The sequence below is a fragment of the Thalassospira lohafexi genome (assembly GCF_002844275.1).
GTDB classification, from domain to species: domain Bacteria; phylum Pseudomonadota; class Alphaproteobacteria; order Rhodospirillales; family Thalassospiraceae; genus Thalassospira; species Thalassospira lohafexi.
Window position 1 is genome coordinate 360,136 of the sequence record NZ_NXGX01000005.1, and the last position, 25,791, is coordinate 385,926.

The window sequence follows — 25,791 nt, forward strand, 5'->3', positions numbered from 1 at the left end:
CAATGGATAAATTCACCACACTGACCGGCGTCGCCGCTCCACTGCCGATGATCAATGTCGATACCGACATGATCATTCCCAAACAGTTTCTCAAAACCATCAAACGGTCCGGCCTTGGCAAGAACCTGTTTGATGAAATGCGCTTCGATGACAATGGCAACGAAATTCCTGATTTCGTTCTGAATAAGCCAGCCTATCGCAACGCACAGATTCTGGTATCGGGTGACAACTTTGGCTGCGGCTCTTCGCGTGAACACGCCCCGTGGTCACTGCTTGATTTTGGCATTCGCTGCGTGATCGCGCCAAGCTTTGCCGACATCTTCTATAACAACTGCTTTAAGAACGGCATCCTCCCGATCCGTCTGCCGCACGAAGATGTCGACAAGCTGATGTCCGATGCCGAACGCGGTTCCAACGCCACCGTGACCATTGACCTTGAAAAACAGGAAATCACCGGTCCGGACGGCGGCTGCATCAAGTTCGAAGTCGAAGCCTTCCGCAAGCATTGCCTGCTCAATGGCCTTGATGACATCGGACTGACCTTGCAAAAGGGCGACGCCATCAACGCATTCGAAGCCAAGCGTGCTGCAAGTCAGCCCTGGCTGTCGCTTTAATTCAAAAAGGGGTGGCAAGCCCGATGTTTGCCGCCCCTTTTTTATCTCTACGGGGTGAATGGCCCCGATATATTCTGGGAAGGATTCATTTATGACCATCACCAAAAAAGTATTGATGCTGCCGGGCGACGGTATCGGCCCGGAAGTCATGCGTCAGGTTCAGCGCGTCATGGACTGGATGGCGAAAAAGCGCGATGTGAATTTCGAAACCACCGAAGGCCTGATCGGCGGCGCTTCGATTGATGCGCATAACAATCCGCTGACCGACGAAACGCTTGCCAAAGCCATGGCCGCAGACGCCGTTCTGCTTGGCGCTGTTGGTGGTCCGAAATGGGATGATATTCCGTTTGATATCAAACCGGAACGCGGGCTTCTGAAAATCCGCAAGGAAATGGGCCTGTTTGCCAACCTGCGCCCTGCCCTTGTGTTTGATGCGCTTGTCGGTGCCTCAACGCTTAAGGAAGACATCGTTAAGGGTCTTGATATCATGATCCTGCGCGAACTGACCGGCGGCATCTATTTCGGTCAGCCACGCGGCATCGAAGAACGCGATGGCGTTCGCTTTGGCTTTAACACGCTGGTCTATTCCGAACCCGAAGTCGAACGCATTGCCCGCGTTGCCTTTGACATGGCGATGAAACGCAACAAGCGCATGTGTTCTGTTGATAAGGCCAACGTTCTCGAATCAACTGTTCTGTGGCGTGAAGTTGTCGAACGCGTTGCCAAAGACTTCCCGGAAGTCGAGGTCAGCCACATGTATGTCGATAACGCCGCCATGCAGCTGGTCCGCAATCCGAAACAGTTCGACGTGATGGTCACCACCAACATGTTCGGCGACATTCTTTCTGATTGTGCGGCCATGTTGACCGGCTCGCTCGGTATGTTGCCGTCCGCGTCCCTTGGTGCGGCCGATGACACCGGCGCGCGCAAAGCCCTTTACGAGCCGGTACACGGTTCCGCCCCGGACATCGCCGGGCAGGACATCGCCAACCCGCTGGCCACCATCCTGTCGTTTGCCATGATGCTGCGCTACTCGTTTGACATGGGTGACGACGCAACCATGATCGAAACTGCTGTTCAGAACGTGCTGAAAGGTGGTCTGCGCACCGCCGACATCATGCAGCCCGGCATGGCCAAAGTTTCGACCACGGTGATGGGCGAAGCCTTGATCAACGAACTCGACAAAATGGCCTGATCAACGGATCAAATTGCCTCGATGATACCCACGGGCCGGGCTACTTTGTAGTCCGGCCCGTTTGCTTTCCTGTTCCTTAGGGTGGGTTGACACCGCATCGCGCACGCCAGAAGGTGTTGAAATACAATCATCCAAATAATGCATCTTCAAACGCACCCAGGCAGGGCCACATGAGCAAAACTAAAATCATTATTGGCGGCGTTGCTGTCGTTGCAATCGCGGCCACCGCTGCGCATTTTGCCGCCCCTTCTTTCTTTGAAAATCAGTTCCGCAGCTATCTGACCAATCCCAGATCAGAACTGCACGGCGAGTTTGATAACTTCGCACTCTCGCTGTTTGGCGGCACCATGTCGGCAACCGATGTGTCGCTGCGCACCGCCGACGGCGCCACCATCACCGGAGATGCCGTAAAGTTCGAACAGGTCAATTGGCTGACGCTGCTGAATGCCAATCCGTTTGGCGATACTCTGGCGGGATCGGTCACCGTCGACAACGGACAGATCGAAAACAAAGACGCGCGTCTATCGTCCCCGGCTCCATCCTTAATTGATCTTCGCATTATCCAGAAGGATGGCACCATTCACTACGCCGCCAAGGCTGCCGAACTGCCCGGAATTCACGTCGAAGACGGTTTAGGCCGCACGGCAAAGGCCGATCTGATCGCGCTTGAGGACATTACCGAAAGCCGACTTGGGGGATTAACCTTACAAAACCTTAGTCTGGTGCTTCCGTCTGAAAAACAAAGCTTTTCTGTTGAAACGGCTTCTTTTTCAGATTGTGACATCACCCAATCGTTCGAAACAGCCTTCGACTTATCTGAAAAGCCTTTCGATCTTTGCTCTGCCCTGTCGGGAACCGGCGTGCTGCTTGAACGGGCTGACAAGGAAAAAATCACCCTTGCCAGCTTTGGCTTTGATGGTCTGAGTTCATCTGGCGCACAGGCCATAAGCCTGACCGAAGTGACAGCCTCCAAAGACGACAAACCGCAAATCAGCTTTGGCGAAATTGCGCTGACCAATTTGAAACAATCCATTCGCTCTGACGCATTTGATAGCAACAATAAATTGGATGCCCGCGAATGGCAGCATCTGATTGATAACCTGTCGGTCGATGCTTTCTCTGTCACCGAAATGTCGAGTTCTCAGGACGAATTTACCACCAAACTTGGCAGCGTTGCCGTCAACGGCCTGAAAGACGGCGAGGTTGCTAAACTGGCAGTTTCAGATTTTCAGTTCGACCTGATGGACCATGAAGACAAGCCGGTTTTCAAACTTGGCCATTTCGAAATATCGAAAGTGTCTTTAAGCCGTATGCAACAAATTGTTGAAATGTACGGCACCCCGACAAGCAACGATCCGATGGCACAGATCGAAAAGGCTCAAAACCAGACACTTGGCGATCTTGGCATTCTGCTGTCACCGATGGTCTATGAAAGCTTCCTGGTGTCCGACCTTTCGCTATCAGGCAACACTGATGCCAACAAGAACCTTAAGTTTGGCATTGATCGTGCGTCGGCCAGCATCGGTGATCCCGTCCGTTTTGACGGAAACGGCACCACCTTTGCCAAAAAGGGCCGCAGCGCCGTTCAGGGAATGTATATCGAACTACCCGACACCTCACCGGTGAAAGACCTGATCGCCAGTATGATCGGCCTGGAAAACTTTGACCGTCTCAGCCTCAATGGCAAAATCAATATCACGTGGGATGATCAAAGCGGTGTCTATACCTACGACATCGAAGAAACATCTATCGACGACATTGGCAGCATCAGCCTTTCGGCAAGTGTTGGTAATCTGACACCTGAAATCATGGGCGAACTGACTTCAACTCGCCTTGATCAGACCGAAAAACTACGCCAAATCGCCTTGACCAAAACAAGCTTCAATGCTGCCCGTCTTGAGGTTCAAGGTGAAAAACTGGTGAAAATATTCCTCAGGCTGGCGGCACAGGGCAATGGCCAAACCGCCGAGGACTTGCAAATGGTTGGTGCAATGGTCCTGATGCAAACGCAGGAAAAATTCGCGCAGTATCCTCGCCTGTCAAACGCACTGACCGAGCTTGTCGATTGGTTTAGCAATCCACAGCACCTGATCATCACATTGGCACCCGATGCACCTGTTCCGTTTGGCGTGCTGGCGGCGGGCGGCATGCAACCACCTGCGATAGCGGACCTTTTGGGACTGACCATTCAGGCCAATGAAAACGCAAAATAGGCGTTTCGAAAAAGAGACTTTTGCAAAGGCCGGGTTAAATCCCGGCCTTTGTCTTTGGAACGGCAACGGCTTCCTCTTGACGTATCATCGGGGCAAAAAGAGCCAGTTTGTCCGGATTGCGATGCACAAAAACATCAACCAGCAAACCATCGCGTTCTGATGCGCTGATTGCGGTGACAACCTCGGCCCCCTCATACATCAAAAGCCAGCATTCGCGTTGATTGGTCACATAACAAATTTGGGCATCCGGGCTGCGTTTGCCCCAGACACCGGCAAAGAAGCGCGCAACGTTATCATTACCAAAGACAGGATTAAGGGCGGCTGATGCCTTGCCCCCGCCATCAGAATGCATAATCACATCCGGGGCCAACTGGCTCATCAACTGCCCAACATCCCCCAGACTAAGGGCATTGATGAACGCCTCGATTTTCGACTGGTCGCAGGCTTTTGCTGCAACAGCGGGCGTCGGATCCCTGTCGTTCTCACGCGCCATCTTGCGCCGGGCACGAAACAGTATCTGACGGGTATTATTGGCTGTGCGTTCAATTACCGGGGCAATATCGTCATGGGTCCAGTCAAATACTTCGTGTAAAACAAGCGCAATCCGTTCAACCGGCGCCAGCCGTTCGAGCATCAGCAAATACGCCTGCCCCAGACCATCCTGTTCGATCAGCATTTTTTCGGCGTGGGGTTGCTCGGGCGGCAACCACGGTTCGGGTAGCCATTGCCCGACGTATTTTTCACGCTGCCGCCGCGCAGACTTCAAAACATCCAGACAAATGTTGCTGCAAACCCTAACCAGCCAACCCGTGGCATCCTTGATCATTTCATGATCCTGCGCCCGCCACCGCAGCCAGACGTCCTGTACCGCGTCCTCGGCATCGGCATGACTGCCCAGCATGCGATACGACAGGGCCATTAAACGGGGGCGATGTGCCTCGAAAATCTGATCTGCCATCTTGGGTCCATCAAACGCATGAAGCGATACGGGAAAATCCCGTATCGCCGATATGAAAGTCATTTTGCCCGAAAGGGGACGGGGACGCAAAGGCGCAGGGTCACCCCCGTCCTCAGGATTTGCGCAAACGGATTTACGCAAACTCATGCTGCGCAATGCCCAACCGGTTCCAGGCATTCATGGTTGATATGATGCAGGTAAGTTCCGAAACTTCGTCTTCTTCGAAATGTTCAAGCAACGCACGGTGGCTTTGCGAAATACGCGACTGGCTCTCGACCTTGGTCAGGCATTCCGCCCAGTCAAGCGCCGCACGCTCCCCGTCATCAAAGCCCTTTGAACTGCGCCACAGTGGCAGCATCGCAAGTTTGACCGGGTCGCCACCTTGCTCGCCATAGCTTTTTGAATGCATCCGGAGGCAATGGGCACATTCGTTGATGTGCGATACACGGCATTCGATCAAGCTGCGCAGTGCGGGCGAAATTTTCGCGTCTTCCGCAAGTTTGCTCGCAAGCTCAAACATGGCTTCAAACAGTTTCGGGCTGGCTTTGGGAAATGCGAAACGGCTCATGATGGTTCTCCTTGAAAACAGCAGTGAATTCGCCGGGCAAAATGCCCTTTCTGCAAACAAGGACGAAATAAGGGCGGGCCGTGTTACACAGCCCGCCCGATTATTTTCAAAAGGATCAGTTTTTTCGAAACCTAGACAACGCCAGCTTCTTTCAGCGCATCGGCCACCGCTCCATGCATCACCCATGTCCAGTCTTCACCGTCCGTCGGCTTCCCATCGGCAAGGGTAAAGATCGCGGCCAGATAATCACTGACATCGCTGTCACACATTGGAAGTCCTGCGGCCTGCGAAATTTTACGCGCCAACCGGCCATATTTCTTATTGCCAATCCGCGCGCCAAAATGTCCCACCGTCTGGGCCAACTTCAATCCGCTAATCTCACGGCCCGGTGCATTGGCATGGACCCGCAGCATATCGCGTTCACAGCTCGATACCTCGATAGATGCAAGTGCGTTGACGTAATCTTCCACCTGACCAATATGGGGCGCATCACCGGCATTGATATCAGCAGTGCGGTCCGTACCGTCGTCCCAGTTCAAAACTTTCAACATGTCGTTTCCTCCCGACAAAATGACCGGTTTAGAACCGTTCGCATGCGTCACATCTGACGTGCCGGTCGATCACGCGATGTGTATCTTTTTGGGCAACAATGCCATTTCTTGTTTTTGTCGCCTTTGGTGTTCCCCAATGTCTCGGGGTTCATCACCGATATTTTGCATATGGGGACTAAAATCAAACGGGGCGGGAAACTTTTGCTCCCCGCCCCGTCATATTACGCGTAGTCAAATCCCGGCTTGGTAAAGACAAACTGGCCAACCCGCATGCCACCGCCGCCCTCGGCCTCGTCAAAGGCATTGATGCAACCTGCCAGATAAAACTCCCACATCCGTTTGAACTCTGTGTCGTATTTTTCCGGATCAAGCTGATCGGCCACATCACGAAACCGGTCGCGCCACGCCATCAGCGTCTTGGCATAGTTGCGTCCGGGATGGAAATGCGATGCGTCCACCATCAGACTGGCATGTTCGGCCGCTTCGATCACTTCATGCACTGCCGGGATATACCCGCCGGGGAAAATATATCGATCAATCCACGGCGAGGTAAATTCAGCACGCGGCTTGATGATCGTGTGGATCACCGCTCGACCACCCGTTTTCAGAAGCTCACCAACCTTTTCGAAATAGGTTTTGAACTGATGGCGGCCAACATGCTCAAACATGCCGACCGATACTACCCTGTCGTATTTTCCCGCATTGGCCTGGGAAAACACCCGGTAATCAAGCAGATGGTAATCAAGGCCGCGACTGGCATTGTCGCCCAATTCCAGACGCTGTTGTTGTGCCCAGTTGTATTGTTCAGTCGACAACGTGATACCGTGCACCTCGGCCCCGGTTTCACGCCGAATAAAACGGCTTAACCCGCCCCAGCCGCACCCGATATCTACCACCCGCAATCCGGGTTCATTGATCTTAAGCCGCTGGGTCGTCAGGCTCATTTTACGGTGCTGTGCTTCTTCAAGCGTTTGCGCACCATCATCCCAGAACGCACAGGAATACTGCATATCCGGATCAAGAAACCGGGTATAAAGATCATTGCCGATATCATAGTGATGGCGCACCCGGCGTGATGCCGCCTTGATGCTGGTAAACTGGGCAATCTGGAATTTCAGGGCCTGCAGTTTTTCAATGAAACTGCCAAACCCGTTGGCGGAATGACCGCCTTCGAAATTCAGGCGCAATACTTTGATCAGATCTTCCAATTCGCCAGAAACAAGATCAAACCCACTGCGCATGAACGCTTCGCCAAAACCGGGATCAGGACTTAACGCCATTTTCAGCGTATTGGCCCAGTCGGGTATGGTCATGGCGGCTTTTGGTTCCTGGCCGTCACCCAGAACCACCTCGTGTTTGTCATCAACGCGGAATATCAATGTTCCACGCGTCACATGTTCCCGAAAGAAATCGAGAACCTTTTTTTGTGTCCAATCCAAACTCATCGGGTACGTCATCGCCCTTCCTTCTTAAAAGTCGGAAAATTGATCGCCCCATGCGCGGTGCCACCCACGCATACGTACCAACCCTAAATCAGGATCATGTCTTAAAGACGTTCGGAAGGAAGCCAGAACATGACACCACATGACACGCACAACGCGTTACGCCCATGCCAAAAGCAGAAATCAACCAAGCAGGACGCCGAACGATTCTGATCTCGGGCTCAGTACGTGAACCCCGTAATAATTCTGCCAGAATTTTCTACGATCTCAAGTAGTAATCGTGGCTGCCCTGCCAAGGATACGCTTGCGCAATTGCCCCGAAAGCCTTACATCTCGCCGCAGATCATCGAAAACTATCCACAGGTATGTTTATCGCGCCGTTTGCCCGGTCTTATGGTTGCAATAAGGTCAGCATTGGGGGCGCGACATGCCATACAGACTGAAAAGAGGCATCTGATGGGCTATAAAATCGCTGTTGTCGGTGCGACTGGTAATGTCGGGCGTGAAATGCTCAACACCCTTGCCGAGCGCAACTTCCCGGCTGACGAAATCTTTGCGCTGGCATCTTCAAAATCAATCGGCCGCACGGTTTCCTATGGCGATGACACCGATCTCAGCGTTCTGGATTCTGCGACCTTTGATTTTTCCAAGGTTGATATCGCGCTGTTTTCCGCTGGTGGTGAAGCGGCCAAGAAACTGGCGCCAAAGGCTGCCGAAGCCGGGTGTGTCGTAATTGACAACTCCAGCTACTGGCGCATGGAACCGGGCGTGCCACTCGTCGTGCCCGAGGTCAATGGCGCAGCACTTTCGGGCTACGCCAAAAAGAACATCATTGCCAACCCGAACTGCTCAACCATCCAGATGGTCATGGCGCTTAAACCGCTTCAGGGCATCGCCCCGATCAAACGCATCGTGGTGTCGACCTATCAGTCGGTATCGGGTGCTGGCCGGGCTGCCATGGACGAACTGTTCAATCAGACCAAGGGCATTTATGTGAACGATCTTCCGCAAAAGGAAGAATTCACCAAGCAGATCGCCTTTAACGTCATTCCCCATATCGATACCTTCATGGATGACGGTGCCACCCGCGAAGAATGGAAAATGGCGGTCGAGACGCGCAAAATCATGGCCCCGGCCGAAATTGCCGTTCACGCCACCTGTGTCCGTGTCCCGGTCTTTGTTGGTCATGGCGAAGCGGTCAACATCGAATTTGATGGCCCGATCACCGTCGAAGAAGCCCGCAAGGCAATGAAAGCCTTCCCCGGCGTTTCGGTGGTCGACTACCGTCAGGACGAAGGATATGTCACCCCGCAGGAAGTGCAGGGCGAGGACAATGTCTTTATCTCGCGCGTGCGTAAGGACCCGACGGTTGAAAACGGTCTGTCGCTGTGGTGTGTCGGGGACAACCTGCGCAAAGGGGCTGCCCTTAACGCGGTTCAGATCGCCGAAGCACTGGTCGCGGAATATCTGCCGAAGAAATAACGTTTCACGTCTTTCCACGATGCAAAACCCGCCTTCTCGAAGGCGGGTTTTGTCGTTTATGAAATCAAACATGCTGGTCAGATGCGCAAAAAGGCGCTAGGCAATCAGTCTAAGGGATGGAAAATTCCACCGCCTGCCCGGCACGTTACGAAGAAAAATAATTTCGGGGAAATCGGATGGTTAAACGCACACGCAAGGAAGCCGCACGTCTGGACGAAGCCGCCCGCGCGGGCTGGCTGTACTATTGTGCTGGCAATACGCAGGACGAAATCGCTACCAAACTTGGCGTCTCGCGCCCGACCGCACAGCGTCTTGTGTCCGCTGCCGTCAGCGAAGGTCTGGTCAAGGTCCGCCTTGATCATCCGATTGCGCATTGCATGGAACTGGGCAAGGCGATTTGCGAAAAATACGAACTTGCCGCCTGTGACGTTGTCCCGACCGACCCTGCCGCCCCCGAGGCGATGTTTGGCATGGCCCAGGCCGCAGCCACCTATCTTGAACGCGCCCTGCAATCACCCGATCCGCAAATCATAGCACTGGGCACCGGGCGTGCCATGCGCGCCATGGTCGATGAGGTTGGCCGGATTGATGGCCGCCACCATAAGATCGTCTCGCTTGTCGGCACCATTGCCCATGATGGTGCTGCCAGTTTCTATGACGCGGTGATCGACCTTGCCGACCGCACCCGCGCACCGCATTATCCCTTGCCGATTCCGGTCATCATCGAAGATCCGCAAATGCGTCAACGCATGCAGCAACAGCCCCCGATGGACAATATCCTCAAACTCGCTGCTGAGGCCGACATTCGCTTTATCGGGGTCGGGCATCTTGGCGATGACGCGCCGCTTCATATTGACGGCTTCATCAGCAAGGATGAACTGACGTCGCTGCGCAAAAGTGGCGGCATTGGCGAAGTCATCAGTTGGTCGTTTGATCAGGATGGCACCATCCTTGATCATGCGGTCAATCATTGCGTTACCAGTGCCCCGGCCCAGTCGCCGACCACCAATACCATCGCGGTTGCCAAGGGCACGAAAAAGGTCAAAGCGATTCGCGGTGCGATGCGCGGCAAACTGATCTCGACCCTGATCACCGACGAAGCCACCGCAGAATCTTTATTGCAGTAGCATCTGCAACAACCCTCGAAGAACCAAGCCCCATCCCCCCTGTCAACCCGTTTGGCAGGGGTTGTTTTTGTGCACCGCAAGAACGATTTAATTTGACAAGAGACCCAGTAATTGAGTGAATGCTCACCACCTGAACAAATGATCAATACGAGCAAGAATTTGCTTACCGGGTACATAGTCCTTTAGGGAGGAAACATGAAACGCGTTATGGGAGCCGCGCTTTGCGCGCTACTAGCAGGCGGTGTTGCATTCACCGCCAATGCCGAAACCAAACTGACCATCGCAACCGTCAACAACGGTGACATGATCCGCATGCAGAAGCTGACGGATGATTTCACCTCACAGAATCCTGATATTTCGCTTGAGTGGGTCACCCTCGAAGAAAACACCCTGCGTCAGCGCGTCACCACCGACATCGCCACCAAGGGCGGTCAGTATGACATCATGACCATTGGCACCTACGAAGTGCCAATCTGGGCTGAAAAAGGCTGGCTGGCACCGCTTGATAATCTCGGCTCCGACTATGACGTCGACGATCTGATGCCTGCCATCCGGGCGGCCGTCTCCAAGGATGATGCGCTTTATGCTGCACCGTTCTACGGCGAAAGCTCGATGATGATGTACCGCAAGGATCTGTTCGAAAAAGCCGGCATTGAAGTCAACGGTCGCCTGACCTGGGATCAGACCCTTGATATCGCCAAAAAGCTGCATGACCCGGACAACGGCGTCTATGGCATCTGCCTGCGTGGCAAAGCCGGCTGGGGCGAAAACATGGCGCTGATCTCGACCATGGGCAATGCCTATGGCGCACGCTGGTTTGACGAAGAATGGAACCCGACCTTCGACGGGCCGGAATGGAAAGCCGCCCTGGACATGTATACCAACATCCTTGGTAACTACGGTCCTCCGGGGGCAACATCGAACGGGTTTAACGAAAACCTGTCGCTGTTCAACTCCGGCAAATGTGGCATGTGGATTGATGCAACCGTTGCAGCATCCTTTGTCACCAACCCCAAAGAATCCAAAGTTGCCGATCAGGTTGCCTTCACCGAGGCTCCTTGCGCTGTAACCTGCACCGGTGCCAACTGGCTCTGGGCTTGGAACCTTGGCATTCCGATGGGATCCCAGAACGTCGAAGCCGCTCAGAAATTCATCGCCTGGGCAACGTCCAAAGAATATCTCGAACTGGTTGCCTCCAAAGAAGGTTGGGCAAACGTTCCCCCGGGAACCCGTATTTCGCTGTACGAAAACCCGAAATATCTTGAGGCTGCACCCTTTGCAGACGAGACGCTTCTCGCCATCGACAGCGCAGATCCGATCAACTCGACCCTCAAACCGAAACCCTATGTTGGTGTTCAGTTCGCCGCGATCCCGGAATTCCAGGGTATCGGTACGACTGTAGGCCAGCAGTTCTCGGCAGCTCTTGCCGGTCAGTCCACGGTTGAAGAGGCCCTTTCGGCCGCACAAGCCAGCACCGACCGCACCATGCGCAAAGCCGGTTACTACTGATGCACCACAGGTCGGATTTCAGATCATCGCACATCATGAAATGATATCCGGCCTGACCTCCTTGACCTGATGAACTTGGGGTGGCGGCCACAGAGCAACTTGCTCTAACACCGCCACCCTCTTTCCATCCGGATCGGGACATCAACATCAATTTCGGGGAGCACATCATGTCGACACGTGCCTCGACCCTTACCGGGCGCATCATGTCCGCGCCATCGATCATCGTCCTGTTCTTATGGATGGCCGTCCCGCTGGGCATGACAATTTACTTTTCCTTCCTGCGCTACAATCTGTTGTCGCCAGGCACGGAAGAATGGATCGGCACTCTCAATTACGAATTTTTCCTGACCGACCCGGCGTTCTTTGCCTCCCTTGCAAACACGCTGCTGCTTGTCGGTTCAGTTCTGGTCATCACCGTGATTGGTGGCATCCTGCTGGGATTGCTGCTCGATCAACCGATTTTTGGGCGCGGCATCCTGCGACTTCTGGTGATTGCACCGTTCTTCATCATGCCGACCGTCAATGCACTGGTCTGGAAAAACCTTTTGATGGACCCGGTTTCGGGGATGTTTGCCTGGCTTGCCAGTTTACTTGGCCTGCCTGCCATTGACTGGTTTACCAATGCGCCGCTGACATCCATCATCATCATGGTGTCATGGCAATGGCTGCCCTTTGCCGTGCTGATCCTTCTGACCGCCCTTCAGTCGCTTGACCGCGACCAAAAGGAAGCCGCCCAGATGGATGGCGCCGGTCCGGTATCGATCTTTTTCTATATTACCCTGCCCCACCTCAGCCGTGCGATTACCGTGGTTGTGCTGATTGAAACCATCTTCCTGCTGACTGTCTTTGCCGAAATCTTTGTCACCACAGGTGGTGGCCCGGGTCTGGCAACGACCAACATTGCGTTCCTTGTCTATACACAAGCACTGTTGCAGTACGACGTTGGCGGCGCATCAGCCGGCGGCATTGTCGCGGTCATTCTGGCCAATATCGTGGCGATCTTCCTGATCCGCCTCATCGGCAAGAACCTGGATAATTAGGGGCGCGATATGGAAAAGAAACAAACACCTCTTGGCTATATCAGCTTCTCGGCCTTTGCCTGGGTTGTCGGCCTTTTGATTTTCTTCCCGATCTTCTGGATGGTTTTAACCAGTTTCAAAAGCGAACTTGAAGCCGTCAGCATTCCGCCAAGCTTCATCTCCTTTGACTGGACGCTTGAAAACTATGTCGAGGTTCAGGAACGGTCGAACTATTTCAAGTTCGCCATGAACTCCGTCATTCTGGCGGTCGGCTCCACATTGGTTGGCTTGGTCTTTGCTGTCACCTGCGCATGGGCCATGGCCTTTAACCCGACCAAACGCACCAAGGACGCGCTTCTCTGGATGCTGTCGACCAAGATGATGCCACCCGTTGGCGTTCTTGTGCCGATCTATCTGATGTTTCGCGACTGGGGACTGCTTGATACCCGGTTTGGTCTGATCATGGTTCTGTTTTTGATGAACCTGCCGATCATGGTCTGGATGCTCTACACCTACTTTAAGGAAATCCCGACCGACATTCTCGAAGCCGCCCGCATGGATGGCGCAACCCTGCCCAAGGAAATCATCTTTGTGCTGTTGCCCATGGCCCTGCCCGGCATTGCATCGACCATGCTCTTGAATGTGATCCTTGCCTGGAACGAAGCCTTTTGGACACTCAATCTGACAACGTCCGATGCGGCACCGCTGACAGCTTTCATTGCCTCGTACTCAAGCCCCGAAGGCCTGTTCTGGGCAAAGCTTTCAGCCGCTTCAACTCTGGCAGTTGCACCAATTCTTGTCATTGGCTGGTTCTCACAGAAACAGCTGGTTCGTGGTCTGACATTTGGCGCGGTCAAGTAACCGCTGCCCTATTGAAATCTAGAAAGAAGGAACACCGCAATGGGTGCTATCCGACTGGAGAAAGTCAAGAAAACCTTCGGAACGCTGGATGTGATTCCGGGTGTCGATCTTGACATCAATGATGGTGAGTTTGTCGTCTTTGTCGGCCCGTCGGGCTGTGGCAAATCAACCTTGCTGCGCCTGATTGCCGGGCTTGAAGATGTCACCGACGGTAAAATCATGATTGATGGTATCGACGTTGCCAACGAAGCCCCGGCCAAGCGCGGCCTGTCGATGGTCTTTCAGTCCTATGCGCTTTATCCGCATATGACCGTTTTTAACAACATTGCCTTTGGCCTGAAAATGGCCGGTGAAAGCAAGGAAGTTATCAACGAGAAAGTCCAGAGTGCGGCCAAAATCCTCAATCTGACCGACTATCTCGAACGGCGCCCCGGTGCCCTTTCGGGCGGTCAGCGTCAACGCGTTGCCATTGGCCGTGCGATTGTCCGAAACCCGGCCGCCTTCCTGTTTGATGAACCGTTATCGAACCTTGATGCCGCCCTTCGCGTCAACATGCGTCTTGAAATCACCGGTCTGCATCAGGACCTCAAAACCACGATGATCTATGTCACCCATGATCAGGTCGAAGCCATGACCATGGCCGACAAAATCGTTGTGTTGCAGGCTGGCCGTGTCGAGCAAGTCGGCAAACCGATGGACCTTTACAGCAAACCGGCCAACAAATTCGTCGCCGGTTTCATCGGCTCGCCGAAAATGAACTTCCTGGGCGGCGAACTGGCGGCAAAACATGGTTGTCATGAAATCGGCGTTCGCCCTGAACACCTCGTGGTCAGCACCGAAAGCGGTGTGATCCCGGCCACGGTCAAAATCGCCGAACACTTGGGGGCGGAAACATACCTCCATGTGCAATCGGATGAATTTGGCGCAATGACGGTGCGGGCAACCGGTGAAATGCCGCTGAGCGGGAATGACAAAATCTTCCTCACCCCGGAACAGGACCGCATCCATCGTTTTGACGCCCACGGTCTGGCCCTTGGATAATTTCTAAACCGTGCACACCGGGTCGCAATGCCGCACACGCGTTGCGATCCCGCCTTACCAAATCAAGAAAACTGTGAGACCCAAATGTATCTTAAAAAGTTCGATCTTACCGGTCGCCGTGCCTATGTCACGGGCGGCGGTCGTGCAATCGGCCTGTCCTGCTGTGAAGCACTGGCAGAAGCAGGCGCACATGTCATCATTGGCGATATCAGCGAAGCTGTCGCCGAAGAAGGCCGTGATTACCTGAAATCCAAAGGGTACTCCGCCGACATCGACATCATGGATGTCACCAACACCGATCAGGTCCGTGCCAGTGCCGAAAAAATGGCCAAGCAGGGCGGCATCGACATTCTTGTCAATAACGCCGGCATCGCACGGTCGGAAACCCCGGCCGAAAAAGTTGCGGATGAACATTGGCTCAATGTCGTTGACGTCAATCTGAACGGCACATTCTGGTGCTGCCGCGAATTTGGCAAGCAGATGCTGGCCAAGAAAAATGGCGTCATCGTCAATGTCGGCTCGATGTCGGGCGTCATTGTCAACAAGCCACAGGAACAGGCATATTACAACGCGTCCAAGGCGGCTGTGCATCAGTTGACCAAATCGCTGGCGGCTGAATGGGGCGGACGCGGCGTGCGCGTCAATGCGGTTGCACCGACCTATATCGCAACCCCGCTGAATGAGTTCGTGAAATCCAAGCCGGAAATGTACGACGCATGGATCAATGGCACTCCGATGGCCCGCTTGGGCGAGACCGATGAAATCGGCTCGGTTGTGCTGTTCCTTGCCTCAGACGCATCCAGCTTGATGACCGGATCCATCGTTCTGGCTGATGGGGGTTACACCTGCTGGTAAGGCCAGGTGGAACTGTTGACTGTAATCTCCTGAAGTTATTTACAGTCAGGCTGGAATGATGGTTAAAACGGGGCGCGGTTGTGGGACCTGCGCCCCGTTTACCTTTTCAGGCCACGCGAACACTGGCCAGATACCGCGAAAAGTCATTCGCGGGCATCACCACAACACCCGACAGGCCAAGGAACGCCGACAGGCGTTCAAGATTGGCCATAAGCGCCCCGGCAACATCACCTGCGGCAAAACCATCTTCAAGATGCGCGCTTTGCACCAAAAGCACCCCGGCCTGCCGATCTGCTTTCAAATCGACACGCGCAACAAATTCGCTGTTTAACATAAACGGCAGGACGTAATAGCCGTATTGGCGCTTTTCGGCCGGAACATATATCTCGATCCGGTAGTTAAACCCGAAAATGCGTTCCACCCGGTCGCGCTCCCACATCACCGGATCAAACGGCACCATCAAGCATGTCGGCTTGGCCCGTGACCGTGGATTGACGTTCGGGCACATATAGCCCGGCTGTTTCCACCCCTGAACGTCTGCTGCCAACAACCGTCCTTCTTCGACAAGACGCACAAGGCATCCTTTCACGTCCGCTGTTGGCAGGCGGAAATATTTACGCAGATCCGCCTCGGTCGCCACCCCCATCGCGGCAATCCCCTTACAGATCAGATCACATTGCGCATCCTGCCTGTCGGGGGCGGCAAGATTGGCCGCATCGCCAATGATCCGTTCGGGCAAATCATAAACCCGTTCAAAACTGCTGCGGCGTTTGCGCGACATGACCTGACCGCTCCAGAACAGATATTCCATCGCGGTTTTGGTGTCCGACCATCCCCACCATGCCGAACTGTTGGCACGCTTGTCTTCAAGGTCACTCGCGCCAATCGCACCTTCACGCTCAATCCGGGCCAGAATGCCATTGATCAGATCGGGCTGTTCGCGCTGCATCCGGGCAATCCGGCCCCATGTCCCCTTTCCATTGCGCGCATCCTCCATCCGCCAGCGATACAGCGGGTAATCCTCAACCGGGATCATCGATGCTTCATGGCCCCAATATTCAAACAATTTGCGCTGCCGGTCCGTGCCCCAGACCACTTGATCAAGCAAGGCGGCGTCATAGACCCCCAACCGGCTGAAAATCGGCATGTAATGCGCGCGCGTCAAAACGTTGACACTATCGACCTGCAACATATTGGTTTGACGGATCGCCTTGATGATCCGGCGTTTGGTCACCGGGCGATTGTCATCGCAATCAAACCCCTGCCCGACAAGCGCAAGGTTGCGCGCCTGCTTGATGGAAACGGCAACGGATCGCATCGGGATATGAACACTGTCATCTGGCATGGTTAAACATTCAAATTGGCAAATAAAAACAGCATGATGTTAGCATATCCCCCTGACAAATACGGCAGGAGGATTCCATATGTTTTCGTGTATGATTTCTTGACGGGTCACACCCTCTGCCAAGTCTGCCAAGGGTCTATGCCCGGATGATCATCGCGCACACCGCAACACAGGACACGAACGCAAGATGGAAATCGAACAGATCATGATCCTGAGCGTCCTTGTCGGGACGGTTGCCCTGTTTTTATGGGGGCGCTGGCGTCATGACATGGTGGCGATGGCATCGTTATTGGCCTGTGTCGTCTTGGGACTGGTGCCGACCGGCGATGCCTTTGTCGGGTTTGGCCATCCGGCGGTCATTACCGTGGCCTGTATTCTGATCCTGTCATCGGCCCTGCAAAAATCCGGGGCGGTCGATACATTAACCCGAACGGTTCTGCCGCAATCGGCCGGTCCCTTTGTCACCATGGCCGCCCTTAGTCTGCTGGCTGCCATCCTGTCGGCCTTTATGAACAATGTCGGGGCCTTGGCTTTGCTGATGCCAGTGGCACTTCAAATTGCCCGAAAGCAGAATTTGCCCCCCGGAAAAATCCTGATGCCACTGGCCTTTGGCTCAATCTTGGGCGGCATGACCACATTGATCGGGACACCGCCCAACCTGATTGTTTCGGGCTTTCGCGCCGAACTGAACGGCTCGGGCTTTTCGATGTTTGATTTCACCCCCGTAGGGGTCGCGATTGCCGCATCCGGACTGGTGTTTGTCATTCTGCTGGGTCGATTTCTGGTCCCCACCCGCGAACGTGCCGGGGCCGAGGGATTTGAAACCGGCTCCTACCTGACCGAGGCCCGCATTACCGAGGGCAGCAAGGCCATCGGCATGCTGTTGCGCGACATCAACAATGAACTGGAAAAAACCGACGCACAGGTTATTGGGCTGATCCGCAATGAACGCCGCATCCCCGCGCCAAACCCCTTTCGCGAATTGCACCAGAACGACGTTCTTCTGATCGAAACCGAACCAGAAGGCCTCGCCGCCGCCCTTTCTGCGGTTGAGCTTACCCTTGAGGCCGAATGGAACGATGCGCAGGCCAAACTCAAGGCACTGGACAGCGACGAAGAAACCCTTTCCGACACCGAGGCTGACGACAGCACAAAACCCGAAACCACCGGTGATGCAGAAAACCCCTCCGATGCAGATCAGAATGACGCGCCCAAAGACGCCGATAAAACCGCCCTGCAATCGGATGATATTTCGCTGATTGAACTGGCTGTCCTGCCAAATGCCGCCTTTATTGGCCGGTCTGCGACCGACATACGGCTGCGCAACCGCTATGGCATCAACCTGCTGGCCGTTTCGCGCCAAGGCCGCCGTTCGATGGCGCGTTTGCGCACCATGACGATGCAGGCCGGCGACGTTCTTTTGATGCAAGGCCCGCCAGAAGCTATCTATGACTTTGCCAGCCGCCTTGGCTGTGTGCCACTCGCCGAACGGTCCCTGCATCTGGCCGATAAGGCACAGGCCCTTAAAACCACCGTGATCATGGCCATCGCCATCCTGCTGGCCGCCTTTGGCATTCTACCCGCCGCCATTTCCTTTGCCCTTGGCGTTTTGACCGCATTGCTGGTGCGCGTGGTATCACCCCGAACCCTCTATGATGCTGTCGATTGGCCGGTTGTCGTCCTGCTCGCCGCCCTCATACCCGTGGCCAATGCCATGGAAAGTACCGGCAGTGCCGACTTGATCGCGCGCTTCCTGCTGCAATCGGTGGCGCAGGGCAACGCGACCATTGCCGTTGGCCTGATCCTTGTCGTCACGATGACCCTGTCGGACTTCATGAACAATGCCGCCACCGCGGCCGTGATGTGCCCGATTGCGATTGGCAGTGCCGCCCAGCTTGAGGCCAGCTCCGACCCGTTCTTGATGGCGGTCGCGATTGGCGCATCCTGTGCGTTCCTCACCCCAATCGGCCACCAGAACAACACGCTTATCCTCGGCCCCGGCGGCTTCCGCTTTGGCGACTACTGGAAACTCGGCCTCCCGATTGAAATCATCGTGGTGGCGGTTGGCGTGCCGATGTTGTTGTGGGTTTGGCCGCTTTAAAAAACATCTTGTATCGACTGATGCTGGGGAGCACCCCAAACGCTTGTTAAGGAGTTTGGCTAAATATGGGTGAAACAGCTAATCAAGAAAAATGTTGCGAAATCGTTGTGAGAATATTGGAGAAAATCACGCATTCAAAACGCACCAACGAATCTTCGCCAGATAAAGAAGACCGCAATAACAAAGCGACAGAACTGCACGTAGAATTAAATAAAAATTCTTATTGGATTGAACATACTCAAATTGAACCATACGAAAATGCGCTTCGAAGTAACTCAAAATTTTCAAAAATACATGATGAGTTAGAGAAACAAAAATTCGCGAATGTGCCCTCACATGCATCGGTACAAATATCATTCTCACACAAATTGTATGAAGTTTCTGACCGAGAAGTAGGTCAGTTTGCAAGAAAGTCCGCTTTATGGATCAACAGTATCCTGCCACGGAGTGAAGACTTGGGCGATCACAAATTTTTCGAAGATTCTACCATAATTGACGAAATTGAGCTGAAAGTCTTAATAACGACCAAGGGACTCGGCGGCAGCATGCTATTCTCAAGATTCCCACCTATGAATCTAGAAATCTCTCGTTTAACGCGAACTAAAAGAGCCTTCACGGAAAAGAGTAAGAAGTTTTCTGCTTTTACAGCCTCAAAAGACAAATCAGTCCTTGTACTAGAGTTTAATGATATTGCTCTGTCGGAACCAAACCTTATTATAAATAAAATTGAGCAAGTATATCAGGCTAAGAATATAAACAGAAACGAGGCACCTATCTTGGATGAGGTCTTCCTAATTGACTCAGATGAAGATCGCTGGATGGTTTGGCATGTCATCCATGACCAAAAACTTTGCTCCAAACGTCGAGAACCCATCCCCAAAACCTGGTACCAATAGGAATAAAACCGTTTGGTCTACTGAAGTTGTTGTAAGTTGCGGGCCGCTATCATACACAAAAAAAGGCGGCCCAGTGGGCCGCCTTGTTGCATATTTCGATTAGAAGCTTTGCTTAGCCGTCAAAACCAAGCTTCGGCACCGCAACGCCATTGGCACGGCAGGCCGAAATCAGGGTGTTATTGAGCAAGCACGCGATGGTCATCGGGCCGACACCGCCCGGCACCGGGGTAATCGCCCCGGCCACCTTGGACGCGGTTGCAAACTCGACATCGCCGACCAGCTTCATTTTGCCCGCATCACCTTCGATCCGGTTGATACCAACATCAATCACCGTGGCCCCCGGTGCGATCCAGTCGCCCTTGATCATGTTCGGGCGACCCACGGCCGCAATCACGATATCGGCCCGGCGAACTTCATCGGGCAGATCGCGGGTGCGCGAATGGGCAATGGTGACGGTGCAGCTTTCTTTAAGCAGAAGTTGCGCCATCGGTTTGCCGACGATGTTTGACCGTCCGACAACCACGGCGCGTTTGCCCGACAAATCACCCAGCGTATCTTTGAGCAACATCAGGCAGCCATACGGCGTGCAGGGTGCAAAACCTTCGCCCCCCGTGGCAAGGGCCCCGGCATTGACCACATGAAACCCATCCACATCCTTGGCCGGATCAATCGCGGCCAGAATGGCCTGCTCGTCAATATGGTCGGGGACGGGCAACTGGCACAGGATACCATGCACATTTGGATCGGCGTTCAGTTTGGCAATCAGTGCCAGCAAATCTGCCTGCGGGGTATCGGGGGACAATTTGTGTTCATAGGAATTCATGCCGCATTCAAGGGTCTGTTTGCCCTTGTTGCGCACATAGACCTGACTGGCCGGGTCTTCGCCGACCAGAATCACGGCCAGACCGGGGGTAACGCCGTGATCGGCTTTCAGCTTGGTTACTTCGGAAGTGATGTCTTCGCGCAGTTTGGCTGCGAAGGCTTTGCCGTCGATGATTTTTGCGTCACTCATCTGTCTGTCCGCCCCGTAAGTTGGGATATTTGCACCATCAGCTCGTCGGGATCGCCGTCTATCCGCAGCTTTTTGTTACGATCAGTCAGCCCGGAGACGATCCTGATCGAGGACTTAGGACATTTGGCCGCTTTTGCCAAAAGTTTTATCAGCGCCTGATTGGCTTTGCCGTTTTCCGGCACGGCGGTCACTGACACCCTAAGCTGCATTTGTCCGCTGGCGTCGGCCACCACATCACCAATCGCGTTGCGCGATGCCTTGGGTGTCAACCTGACAAACAGACTTATCCCTGTTTGATCAGAACCTATCACGCAGACAGCATCAGACATTGTCTAAATGAGACGAATGAATAGGCGAAATGAGACATCAATAGCCGACAAGCGCCATCCGGACATCGGTCTGGATCAGCATATTGGCAAATTGCAGCACCAAAATCAGAATGATCGGCGAAATATCAATGCCGCCAAGATCGGGAATGATGCGCCGGATCGGCCGCAATGCGGGCTCGGTCACCCGGTACAGGAAATCACCGACCATATAGACAAACTTGTTGCTGGTGTTGACCACATTAAACGCGACAAGCCACGACAGGATTGCCGACCCGATCAGCATGAAAATGTAGATACCCACAACCGTATCAATAAGCCAAAAAATCGCCAGCATTGCTGCTCCTTACCTGCCGCCCGGGTCGATGTGCAAAATCGGCCCCGAAATTATGTTTTTACGCAGCAAAACCTAGTCGGCAATGCCCGACAACGCAAGCGCAGAGCATTGATTTAACCGCCTATTGGGCCGATTTCCCCCGATTTGTGATCCCAATCACGACGCGGCACACCTCAAATTTCCGCCTCACCATATTCCTCATACTATTTAAAACACCCAAAACGATACCTGTGCATACAAAAAACTGTCAGGAGATGTCAGTCTGCCCGTGATCATCCCTTGCCCATGCCGTCACTTCGCGCCACAACAGATCAGTGGATCATCGGGAAAGGCAAAACATGACCAACAGCGTGCAAAACAGCGAAAAAAAACGATGCGGCTGGGCGCTAAGCCATGTCGACAAACCGTTTTACGTCGAGTATCACGACACCGAATGGGGTGTGCCCGTGCATGACGACCGGCAGTTTTTTGAAATGCTGATCCTTGAAGGGGCGCAGGCCGGGTTAAGCTGGCTGACCATTTTGGCCCGGCGTGAAACATATCGGGCCGCATTCGATAATTTCGATGTCCATAAGATCGCGGCTTATGACGAAGCAAAGCAACAAACGCTTCTGGCCGATCCGGGGATTATTCGAAATAAATTAAAAATAGCCGCGACTATTCAAAATGCGCGAATATTCATCGCCATCCAGAAAGAGTTCGGAAGCTTCGATTCCTACGTCTGGAATTTCGTCGGCGGCACCCCGATCATCAACCATTGGCCGACCATGGGCGACGTTCCAGTCTCCACCGATCTCAGCGACGCACTGTCCAAAGACCTTAAAAAACGCGGCATGAAATTCGTCGGCACCACCATCATCTATGCATTCCTACAAGCCACCGGCCTTGTCATGGACCATACAGTTGACTGCTACCGTTACAAAGAACTGGTGAAATAGTCCTCTGTTCGGATGTCCCAAGGCGGTTAGACAACCTTGGTTGAGCCGCGCACCAGAAGACCGGTTTCGAGGATGATGGTGCGACCGGTGTCTTCGCCAAGGGCCATTTCGGCGGCCAGGCGGCCCTTTTCAACCGAATCCTGACGTACTGATGACAATGGCGGGTCGGTGCGTTCGCCGGCCACAATGCCGTCAATTCCGATGACTTTAAGGTCATCAGGCACCTTGCGGCCCAACTCGCGCGCCGCATCCAGCGCCCCAATTGCGATCACGTCGGACATGGCGAGGATGCCGTCGATTTCAGGATGCTGAACCAGCATCTCGACCGTCATTTTGGCACTGTGTTCGGAATGGTTGTCACATTCGACATGGATGATGTCGGTCGGAGCAATGCCCGCCGATTGCAGGGCATCGTGATAGCCCGCCATGCGTTCACGCACGACACGGTGGCTTGCCGCACCGACACGGTTGGCATTCATCGGGCCGAAATGATCATGTTCGGTTGCCTGTAACGACAGAATGGCAAATTTGCGCGCCCCGCAATCGAGCAAATGCGCCCCAGCCGTTTTCGCCGCCGCATGATCGTCAAGCAATACTGTCCCCGCCGCACCGGCGATGTCGGTATCAATGCTGATCAGCGGTTGGTTGCGGCGCTGGATGGCGGAAATGATATCGTTATTGTCCGAATAGCAATGCACCAAAAAGGCATCGACCGCGGCATTATTGACCGCGGCAATCGCCTGCTGCGGGTTTTCGGCCGAAATGATCATGACATTGATGCCATGGCGCGCACATTCGCGCCCGATCCCGCGCAGCAATTCAATCGCCACCGGATCGGAAAAGGCATATTCAAGATTGTCGGGAAACACAACGCCAAGCGCCCCGGCCTTCCCCGTGCGCAACATCCGCGCCATAACATGCGGCCCGCGATAGCCAAGGTCCTTGGCCGCAGCAAAAATGCGGTCGCGGACTTCGCTGCGGACAAGATCAGGTTTGCCAAACGCATTGGACGCCGTTCCTTGCGAAACCCCGGCCGCCTTGGCGACATCCAGAAGTTTTACGCGTTTTGCAGCCATTGCGTTTTGCTCTCCCAGTCCGTGCGTTTTTAAACTGCCCCGCCCAACGGCGACGACGGCAGATGTTTTTTCCTTAAAACCACTATAGCCAGAACCAACACTGTCTTGCCACAAGACATTGACGTTACAGAAAACCGCCCTTGGTTTTAACGGCTTTCGGGGCTGGTATTGCGGAAGGTCAGGTTGATCCGTGGCCCGACCTGCTTGGCGGTTTTGGGCAGTTGATGCAGCCAGCTATGCTGGGTTTCGCCGCCCATGATCAGGGCTGAATTATGGGGCAGATCGATGCTGATGCGATCCCCGGTTTTCTTGTGACGCAGATGAAAGCGGCGTTCCTCGCCAAAGGACAGGCTGGCAATCACAGGATTTTCGCCCAGAACATCTTCGTCATCAGCATGCCAGGATACACTGTCGCGGCCATCGCGATACTGGTTGAGCAGCACCGTGTTAAAGGCCGTACCGGCAAGGTTTTCGGCCAGATCACGCAACGGGGCGACCTTTGCCGGAAAAGGAGATGCCGGGTGATAGACGCCGCTATAACGATAGGCGACCTCACCAAACCATGCGGTCAGGCGTGGAACGGGGATTTCCTTACCAGCCATCCGGGCGGTTTCCTGTTGCCAGACAATGCCACTGAGCAGCCGGTCAAAGGTCCGGTCGGCATCGTCATCAGGCATAATGCCACGCAACAGCAAAACCTGCCCGTCAAAGGGCAGCAGATTGCGTGGTGGCTCGTTGGCAAACAGATCGCCGGTCATGATCATCCCCGGAAGTCATTCTGACAAACACCTAGGACGAACGTGGGCGAAACTCAAGACACAGTTCACTGATATAGTTGTTTCCACAGTGACTTGGCACACATCAGTTCTGACCCTAGCCGTTGACCAGATCTATCCCTTCCTGATTGGCATACCGTTCGACATCCTCAACGCTTAGGCCAACCGCGCTATAAAGATTGATGGTTTCAAGTTCGAGATCGGTCTCGGCATCGGCAAGGGATTGCTGTGACGTTGTCAGGCTGCGTTGAGAATCAAGCACATCAAGAAAGTTCGAAAGCCCCTGAACGTAGCGTACCCGCGATTGTTCAAACGCATCGCTGTGATAGCTCACCGATGCAATCAGCGAATCACGTTGCTGCACGGCACCGACATAGCCGTAAATCGCACTTTCGACTTCTTCAATCGCGGCCAACAGCGTCTTGCGATAGGTCAGAAAGGCCTGCTCGGCTTCTTCTTCGGCCACGGTTATGTTGGATCGGCGCAGCCCACCATCATAAAGCGTCGCATCAATCAGTGCGCCAATGGCCGCCATTGCAGTGCGAATAATCGGCCCAGTGCCATAGCCCGTCACGCCAAAGGCCAAAGAGCCATCGAGTGAGAGTTCAGGATAAAGGGTCGCGGTTTCGACCCCGATTTGTGCCGTGGCGGAAATCAAGGCCAGTTCGGCAGCACGCACATCGGGACGGCGGCGCAGAAGATCGGCTGGAATACCAATCGGTGGCGCACTTTGAAATTCCGGCAAGGGTGACACATCAAGCAACACATCACGATGGGTTCCCGGCTGTGCACCAACCAGAATGGAAATCGCATTGATCGACCGGTCTATGTCGGTTTGAAGAGCGGGCAAACTTGATTCAATATCGGACACTTCGGCACGCGCACGCGATAGATCAAGTTCGGACGCAAGACCGGTTTGCTGGCGGACCTGCACGATGTTGCTGGTCTGGCGTTGCAGATCAAGTGAGCTTCGCAACAGTTCCTGACGTTTTTGAGACCCGCGCAGTTCGATATAGTTACGGATAATGTCGCCGATCATCACGCGATAGACATCCTCGCGCAAATAAACCTGTTCAAGATAATCGGCCTCGGCAGCCTGTTCTTCGCGGGCTTCGCCGCCCCAAACATCCGCCGTCCAGGAAAGATCAATCCCCGCCCCGTATCCAAGGTCATCGACCCGATTGCCATCTACCCGGCTGGACGTTCTACGTTCAGCCGATCCATCGACGCTGGCACCGACTTCAAGACCATTTTCCCCGCGCACACCACGCGCGGTTGCCGCCGCCGCACGAATGCGGCTGATCGCGATCTTAAGATCAATATTGTTGGTGATACCTTCTTTGATCAGGGCGTCCAAAACCGGATCGGTTGTGGTTTCCCACCAGCGGGCCTGATCGGCAGGGTTATTCGCGATAACCGGAATTTCCGGGGTATAGGCCCCGATCAGATCAAATTTCGGTGCGGCATAATCTGGCCCCACCGATTGGCACCCGGCCAACCCGATCAACATGACAGCGCAAGAAAGTGCCGAAAGTCGTTTCACCTGCAT

The 25,791-nt window shown here is 54.1% G+C and carries 24 protein-coding genes; 13 read left to right on the top strand and 11 right to left on the bottom strand.

Features of this window, described 5'->3' with window-relative positions; genetic code table 11:
- The first annotated feature begins 2 nt into the window (after positions 1-2).
- From leuD to COO92_RS14170, 3 genes are all read left to right on the top strand, one after another.
- The gene (gene leuD, locus COO92_RS14160; protein WP_101303118.1) at positions 3-614 is read left to right on the top strand and encodes a 3-isopropylmalate dehydratase small subunit; all 612 of its coding nucleotides are present in this window, start codon (positions 3-5) and stop codon (positions 612-614) included.
- A gap of 91 nt (positions 615-705) precedes the next feature.
- Positions 706-1,809: a 3-isopropylmalate dehydrogenase gene (gene leuB, locus COO92_RS14165; RefSeq protein ID WP_022731658.1), complete on the top strand. Its 1,104-nt coding sequence runs from the start codon at positions 706-708 to the stop codon at positions 1,807-1,809.
- Between the two features lie 170 nt (positions 1,810-1,979).
- Positions 1,980-4,022 (top strand): hypothetical protein, encoded by a 2,043-nt coding sequence (locus tag COO92_RS14170; protein WP_101303120.1) that lies wholly within the window; start codon positions 1,980-1,982, stop codon positions 4,020-4,022.
- Positions 4,023-4,056: 34 nt separating this feature from the next.
- Here COO92_RS14170 and sigJ read toward each other — a convergent pair whose 3' ends face one another.
- The 4 genes from sigJ to COO92_RS14190 all read right to left on the bottom strand — a co-directional run bounded on the left by sigJ (position 4,057) and on the right by COO92_RS14190 (position 7,544).
- A complete protein-coding gene (gene sigJ / locus COO92_RS14175) occupies positions 4,057-4,980 on the bottom strand; it encodes an RNA polymerase sigma factor SigJ (RefSeq protein WP_240626443.1) in 924 nt (307 codons plus the stop codon).
- 133 nt (positions 4,981-5,113) lie between these two features.
- Positions 5,114-5,548 carry a carboxymuconolactone decarboxylase family protein gene (locus COO92_RS14180; protein ID WP_101303122.1) on the bottom strand — a complete coding sequence of 145 codons (435 nt, stop codon included), beginning with the start codon at positions 5,546-5,548 and terminating at the stop codon, positions 5,114-5,116.
- A 131-nt stretch (positions 5,549-5,679) separates the two neighbouring features.
- Positions 5,680-6,099, bottom strand: coding sequence for a hypothetical protein (locus COO92_RS14185; protein WP_101303124.1), 420 nt, complete (start codon positions 6,097-6,099; stop codon positions 5,680-5,682).
- A gap of 221 nt (positions 6,100-6,320) precedes the next feature.
- Entirely contained in the window at positions 6,321-7,544 is a 1,224-nt protein-coding gene (locus COO92_RS14190; protein ID WP_101303126.1) for an SAM-dependent methyltransferase, read from the bottom strand.
- Between the two features lie 453 nt (positions 7,545-7,997).
- On the opposite strand from COO92_RS14190, the gene COO92_RS14195 reads away from it, so the two are divergent.
- The 7 genes from COO92_RS14195 to COO92_RS14225 all read left to right on the top strand — a co-directional run bounded on the left by COO92_RS14195 (position 7,998) and on the right by COO92_RS14225 (position 15,435).
- Positions 7,998-9,023, top strand: a complete 1,026-nt coding sequence (locus tag COO92_RS14195; RefSeq protein ID WP_101303128.1) for an aspartate-semialdehyde dehydrogenase — start codon at positions 7,998-8,000, stop codon at positions 9,021-9,023.
- A 176-nt stretch (positions 9,024-9,199) separates the two neighbouring features.
- Complete coding sequence (locus COO92_RS14200; RefSeq protein ID WP_101303130.1) at positions 9,200-10,150, top strand: sugar-binding transcriptional regulator; 951 nt, start codon at positions 9,200-9,202, stop codon at positions 10,148-10,150.
- A gap of 195 nt (positions 10,151-10,345) precedes the next feature.
- Entirely contained in the window at positions 10,346-11,659 is a 1,314-nt protein-coding gene (locus COO92_RS14205; protein ID WP_101303132.1) for an ABC transporter substrate-binding protein, read from the top strand.
- A 167-nt stretch (positions 11,660-11,826) separates the two neighbouring features.
- The gene (locus COO92_RS14210) at positions 11,827-12,699 is read left to right on the top strand and encodes a carbohydrate ABC transporter permease (protein ID WP_022731668.1); all 873 of its coding nucleotides are present in this window, start codon (positions 11,827-11,829) and stop codon (positions 12,697-12,699) included.
- 9 nt (positions 12,700-12,708) lie between these two features.
- A complete protein-coding gene (locus COO92_RS14215) occupies positions 12,709-13,539 on the top strand; it encodes a carbohydrate ABC transporter permease (RefSeq protein WP_022731669.1) in 831 nt (276 codons plus the stop codon).
- 39 nt (positions 13,540-13,578) lie between these two features.
- Complete coding sequence (locus tag COO92_RS14220; protein ID WP_022731670.1) at positions 13,579-14,580, top strand: ABC transporter ATP-binding protein; 1,002 nt, start codon at positions 13,579-13,581, stop codon at positions 14,578-14,580.
- 84 nt (positions 14,581-14,664) lie between these two features.
- Complete coding sequence (locus COO92_RS14225) at positions 14,665-15,435, top strand: SDR family NAD(P)-dependent oxidoreductase (protein WP_101303134.1); 771 nt, start codon at positions 14,665-14,667, stop codon at positions 15,433-15,435.
- A 106-nt stretch (positions 15,436-15,541) separates the two neighbouring features.
- Here COO92_RS14225 and COO92_RS14230 read toward each other — a convergent pair whose 3' ends face one another.
- Entirely contained in the window at positions 15,542-16,780 is a 1,239-nt protein-coding gene (locus COO92_RS14230) for a winged helix-turn-helix domain-containing protein (protein WP_101303136.1), read from the bottom strand.
- 187 nt (positions 16,781-16,967) lie between these two features.
- Here COO92_RS14230 and COO92_RS14235 point away from each other — a divergent pair, with 187 nt between their 5' ends.
- Both COO92_RS14235 and COO92_RS14240 read left to right on the top strand, forming a co-directional pair.
- Positions 16,968-18,881, top strand: coding sequence for an SLC13 family permease (locus tag COO92_RS14235; RefSeq protein ID WP_101303138.1), 1,914 nt, complete (start codon positions 16,968-16,970; stop codon positions 18,879-18,881).
- Positions 18,882-18,946: 65 nt separating this feature from the next.
- On the top strand, positions 18,947-19,777 hold the full coding sequence (locus COO92_RS14240; protein WP_101303140.1) for a hypothetical protein: 831 nt from the start codon (positions 18,947-18,949) through the stop codon (positions 19,775-19,777).
- Positions 19,778-19,889: 112 nt separating this feature from the next.
- Here the strand turns inward: COO92_RS14240 and folD are convergent, their stop codons facing one another.
- The 3 genes from folD to COO92_RS14255 are packed head-to-tail and all read right to left on the bottom strand — an operon-like array spanning position 19,890 to position 21,452.
- Complete coding sequence (gene folD, locus COO92_RS14245; protein ID WP_101303142.1) at positions 19,890-20,789, bottom strand: bifunctional methylenetetrahydrofolate dehydrogenase/methenyltetrahydrofolate cyclohydrolase FolD; 900 nt, start codon at positions 20,787-20,789, stop codon at positions 19,890-19,892.
- Positions 20,786-21,118 carry a DUF167 family protein gene (locus COO92_RS14250; protein ID WP_101303144.1) on the bottom strand — a complete coding sequence of 111 codons (333 nt, stop codon included), beginning with the start codon at positions 21,116-21,118 and terminating at the stop codon, positions 20,786-20,788. Before COO92_RS14250 ends, folD begins: the two co-directional genes overlap by 4 nt.
- Positions 21,119-21,155: 37 nt before the next feature.
- Positions 21,156-21,452, bottom strand: coding sequence for a YggT family protein (locus tag COO92_RS14255; protein WP_101303146.1), 297 nt, complete (start codon positions 21,450-21,452; stop codon positions 21,156-21,158).
- Between the two features lie 338 nt (positions 21,453-21,790).
- Between COO92_RS14255 and COO92_RS14260 the strand changes: the two genes are divergently transcribed.
- Entirely contained in the window at positions 21,791-22,390 is a 600-nt protein-coding gene (locus tag COO92_RS14260) for a DNA-3-methyladenine glycosylase I (protein ID WP_101303148.1), read from the top strand.
- A gap of 26 nt (positions 22,391-22,416) precedes the next feature.
- Here the strand turns inward: COO92_RS14260 and COO92_RS14265 are convergent, their stop codons facing one another.
- The 3 genes from COO92_RS14265 to COO92_RS14275 form a co-directional block, all read right to left on the bottom strand.
- A complete protein-coding gene (locus COO92_RS14265) occupies positions 22,417-23,466 on the bottom strand; it encodes a LacI family DNA-binding transcriptional regulator (RefSeq protein WP_101303149.1) in 1,050 nt (349 codons plus the stop codon).
- 146 nt (positions 23,467-23,612) lie between these two features.
- Positions 23,613-24,224 carry an alpha-ketoglutarate-dependent dioxygenase AlkB family protein gene (locus COO92_RS14270; protein ID WP_101303151.1) on the bottom strand — a complete coding sequence of 204 codons (612 nt, stop codon included), beginning with the start codon at positions 24,222-24,224 and terminating at the stop codon, positions 23,613-23,615.
- A 115-nt stretch (positions 24,225-24,339) separates the two neighbouring features.
- Positions 24,340-25,791: an efflux transporter outer membrane subunit gene (locus COO92_RS14275; RefSeq protein ID WP_101303153.1), complete on the bottom strand. Its 1,452-nt coding sequence runs from the start codon at positions 25,789-25,791 to the stop codon at positions 24,340-24,342.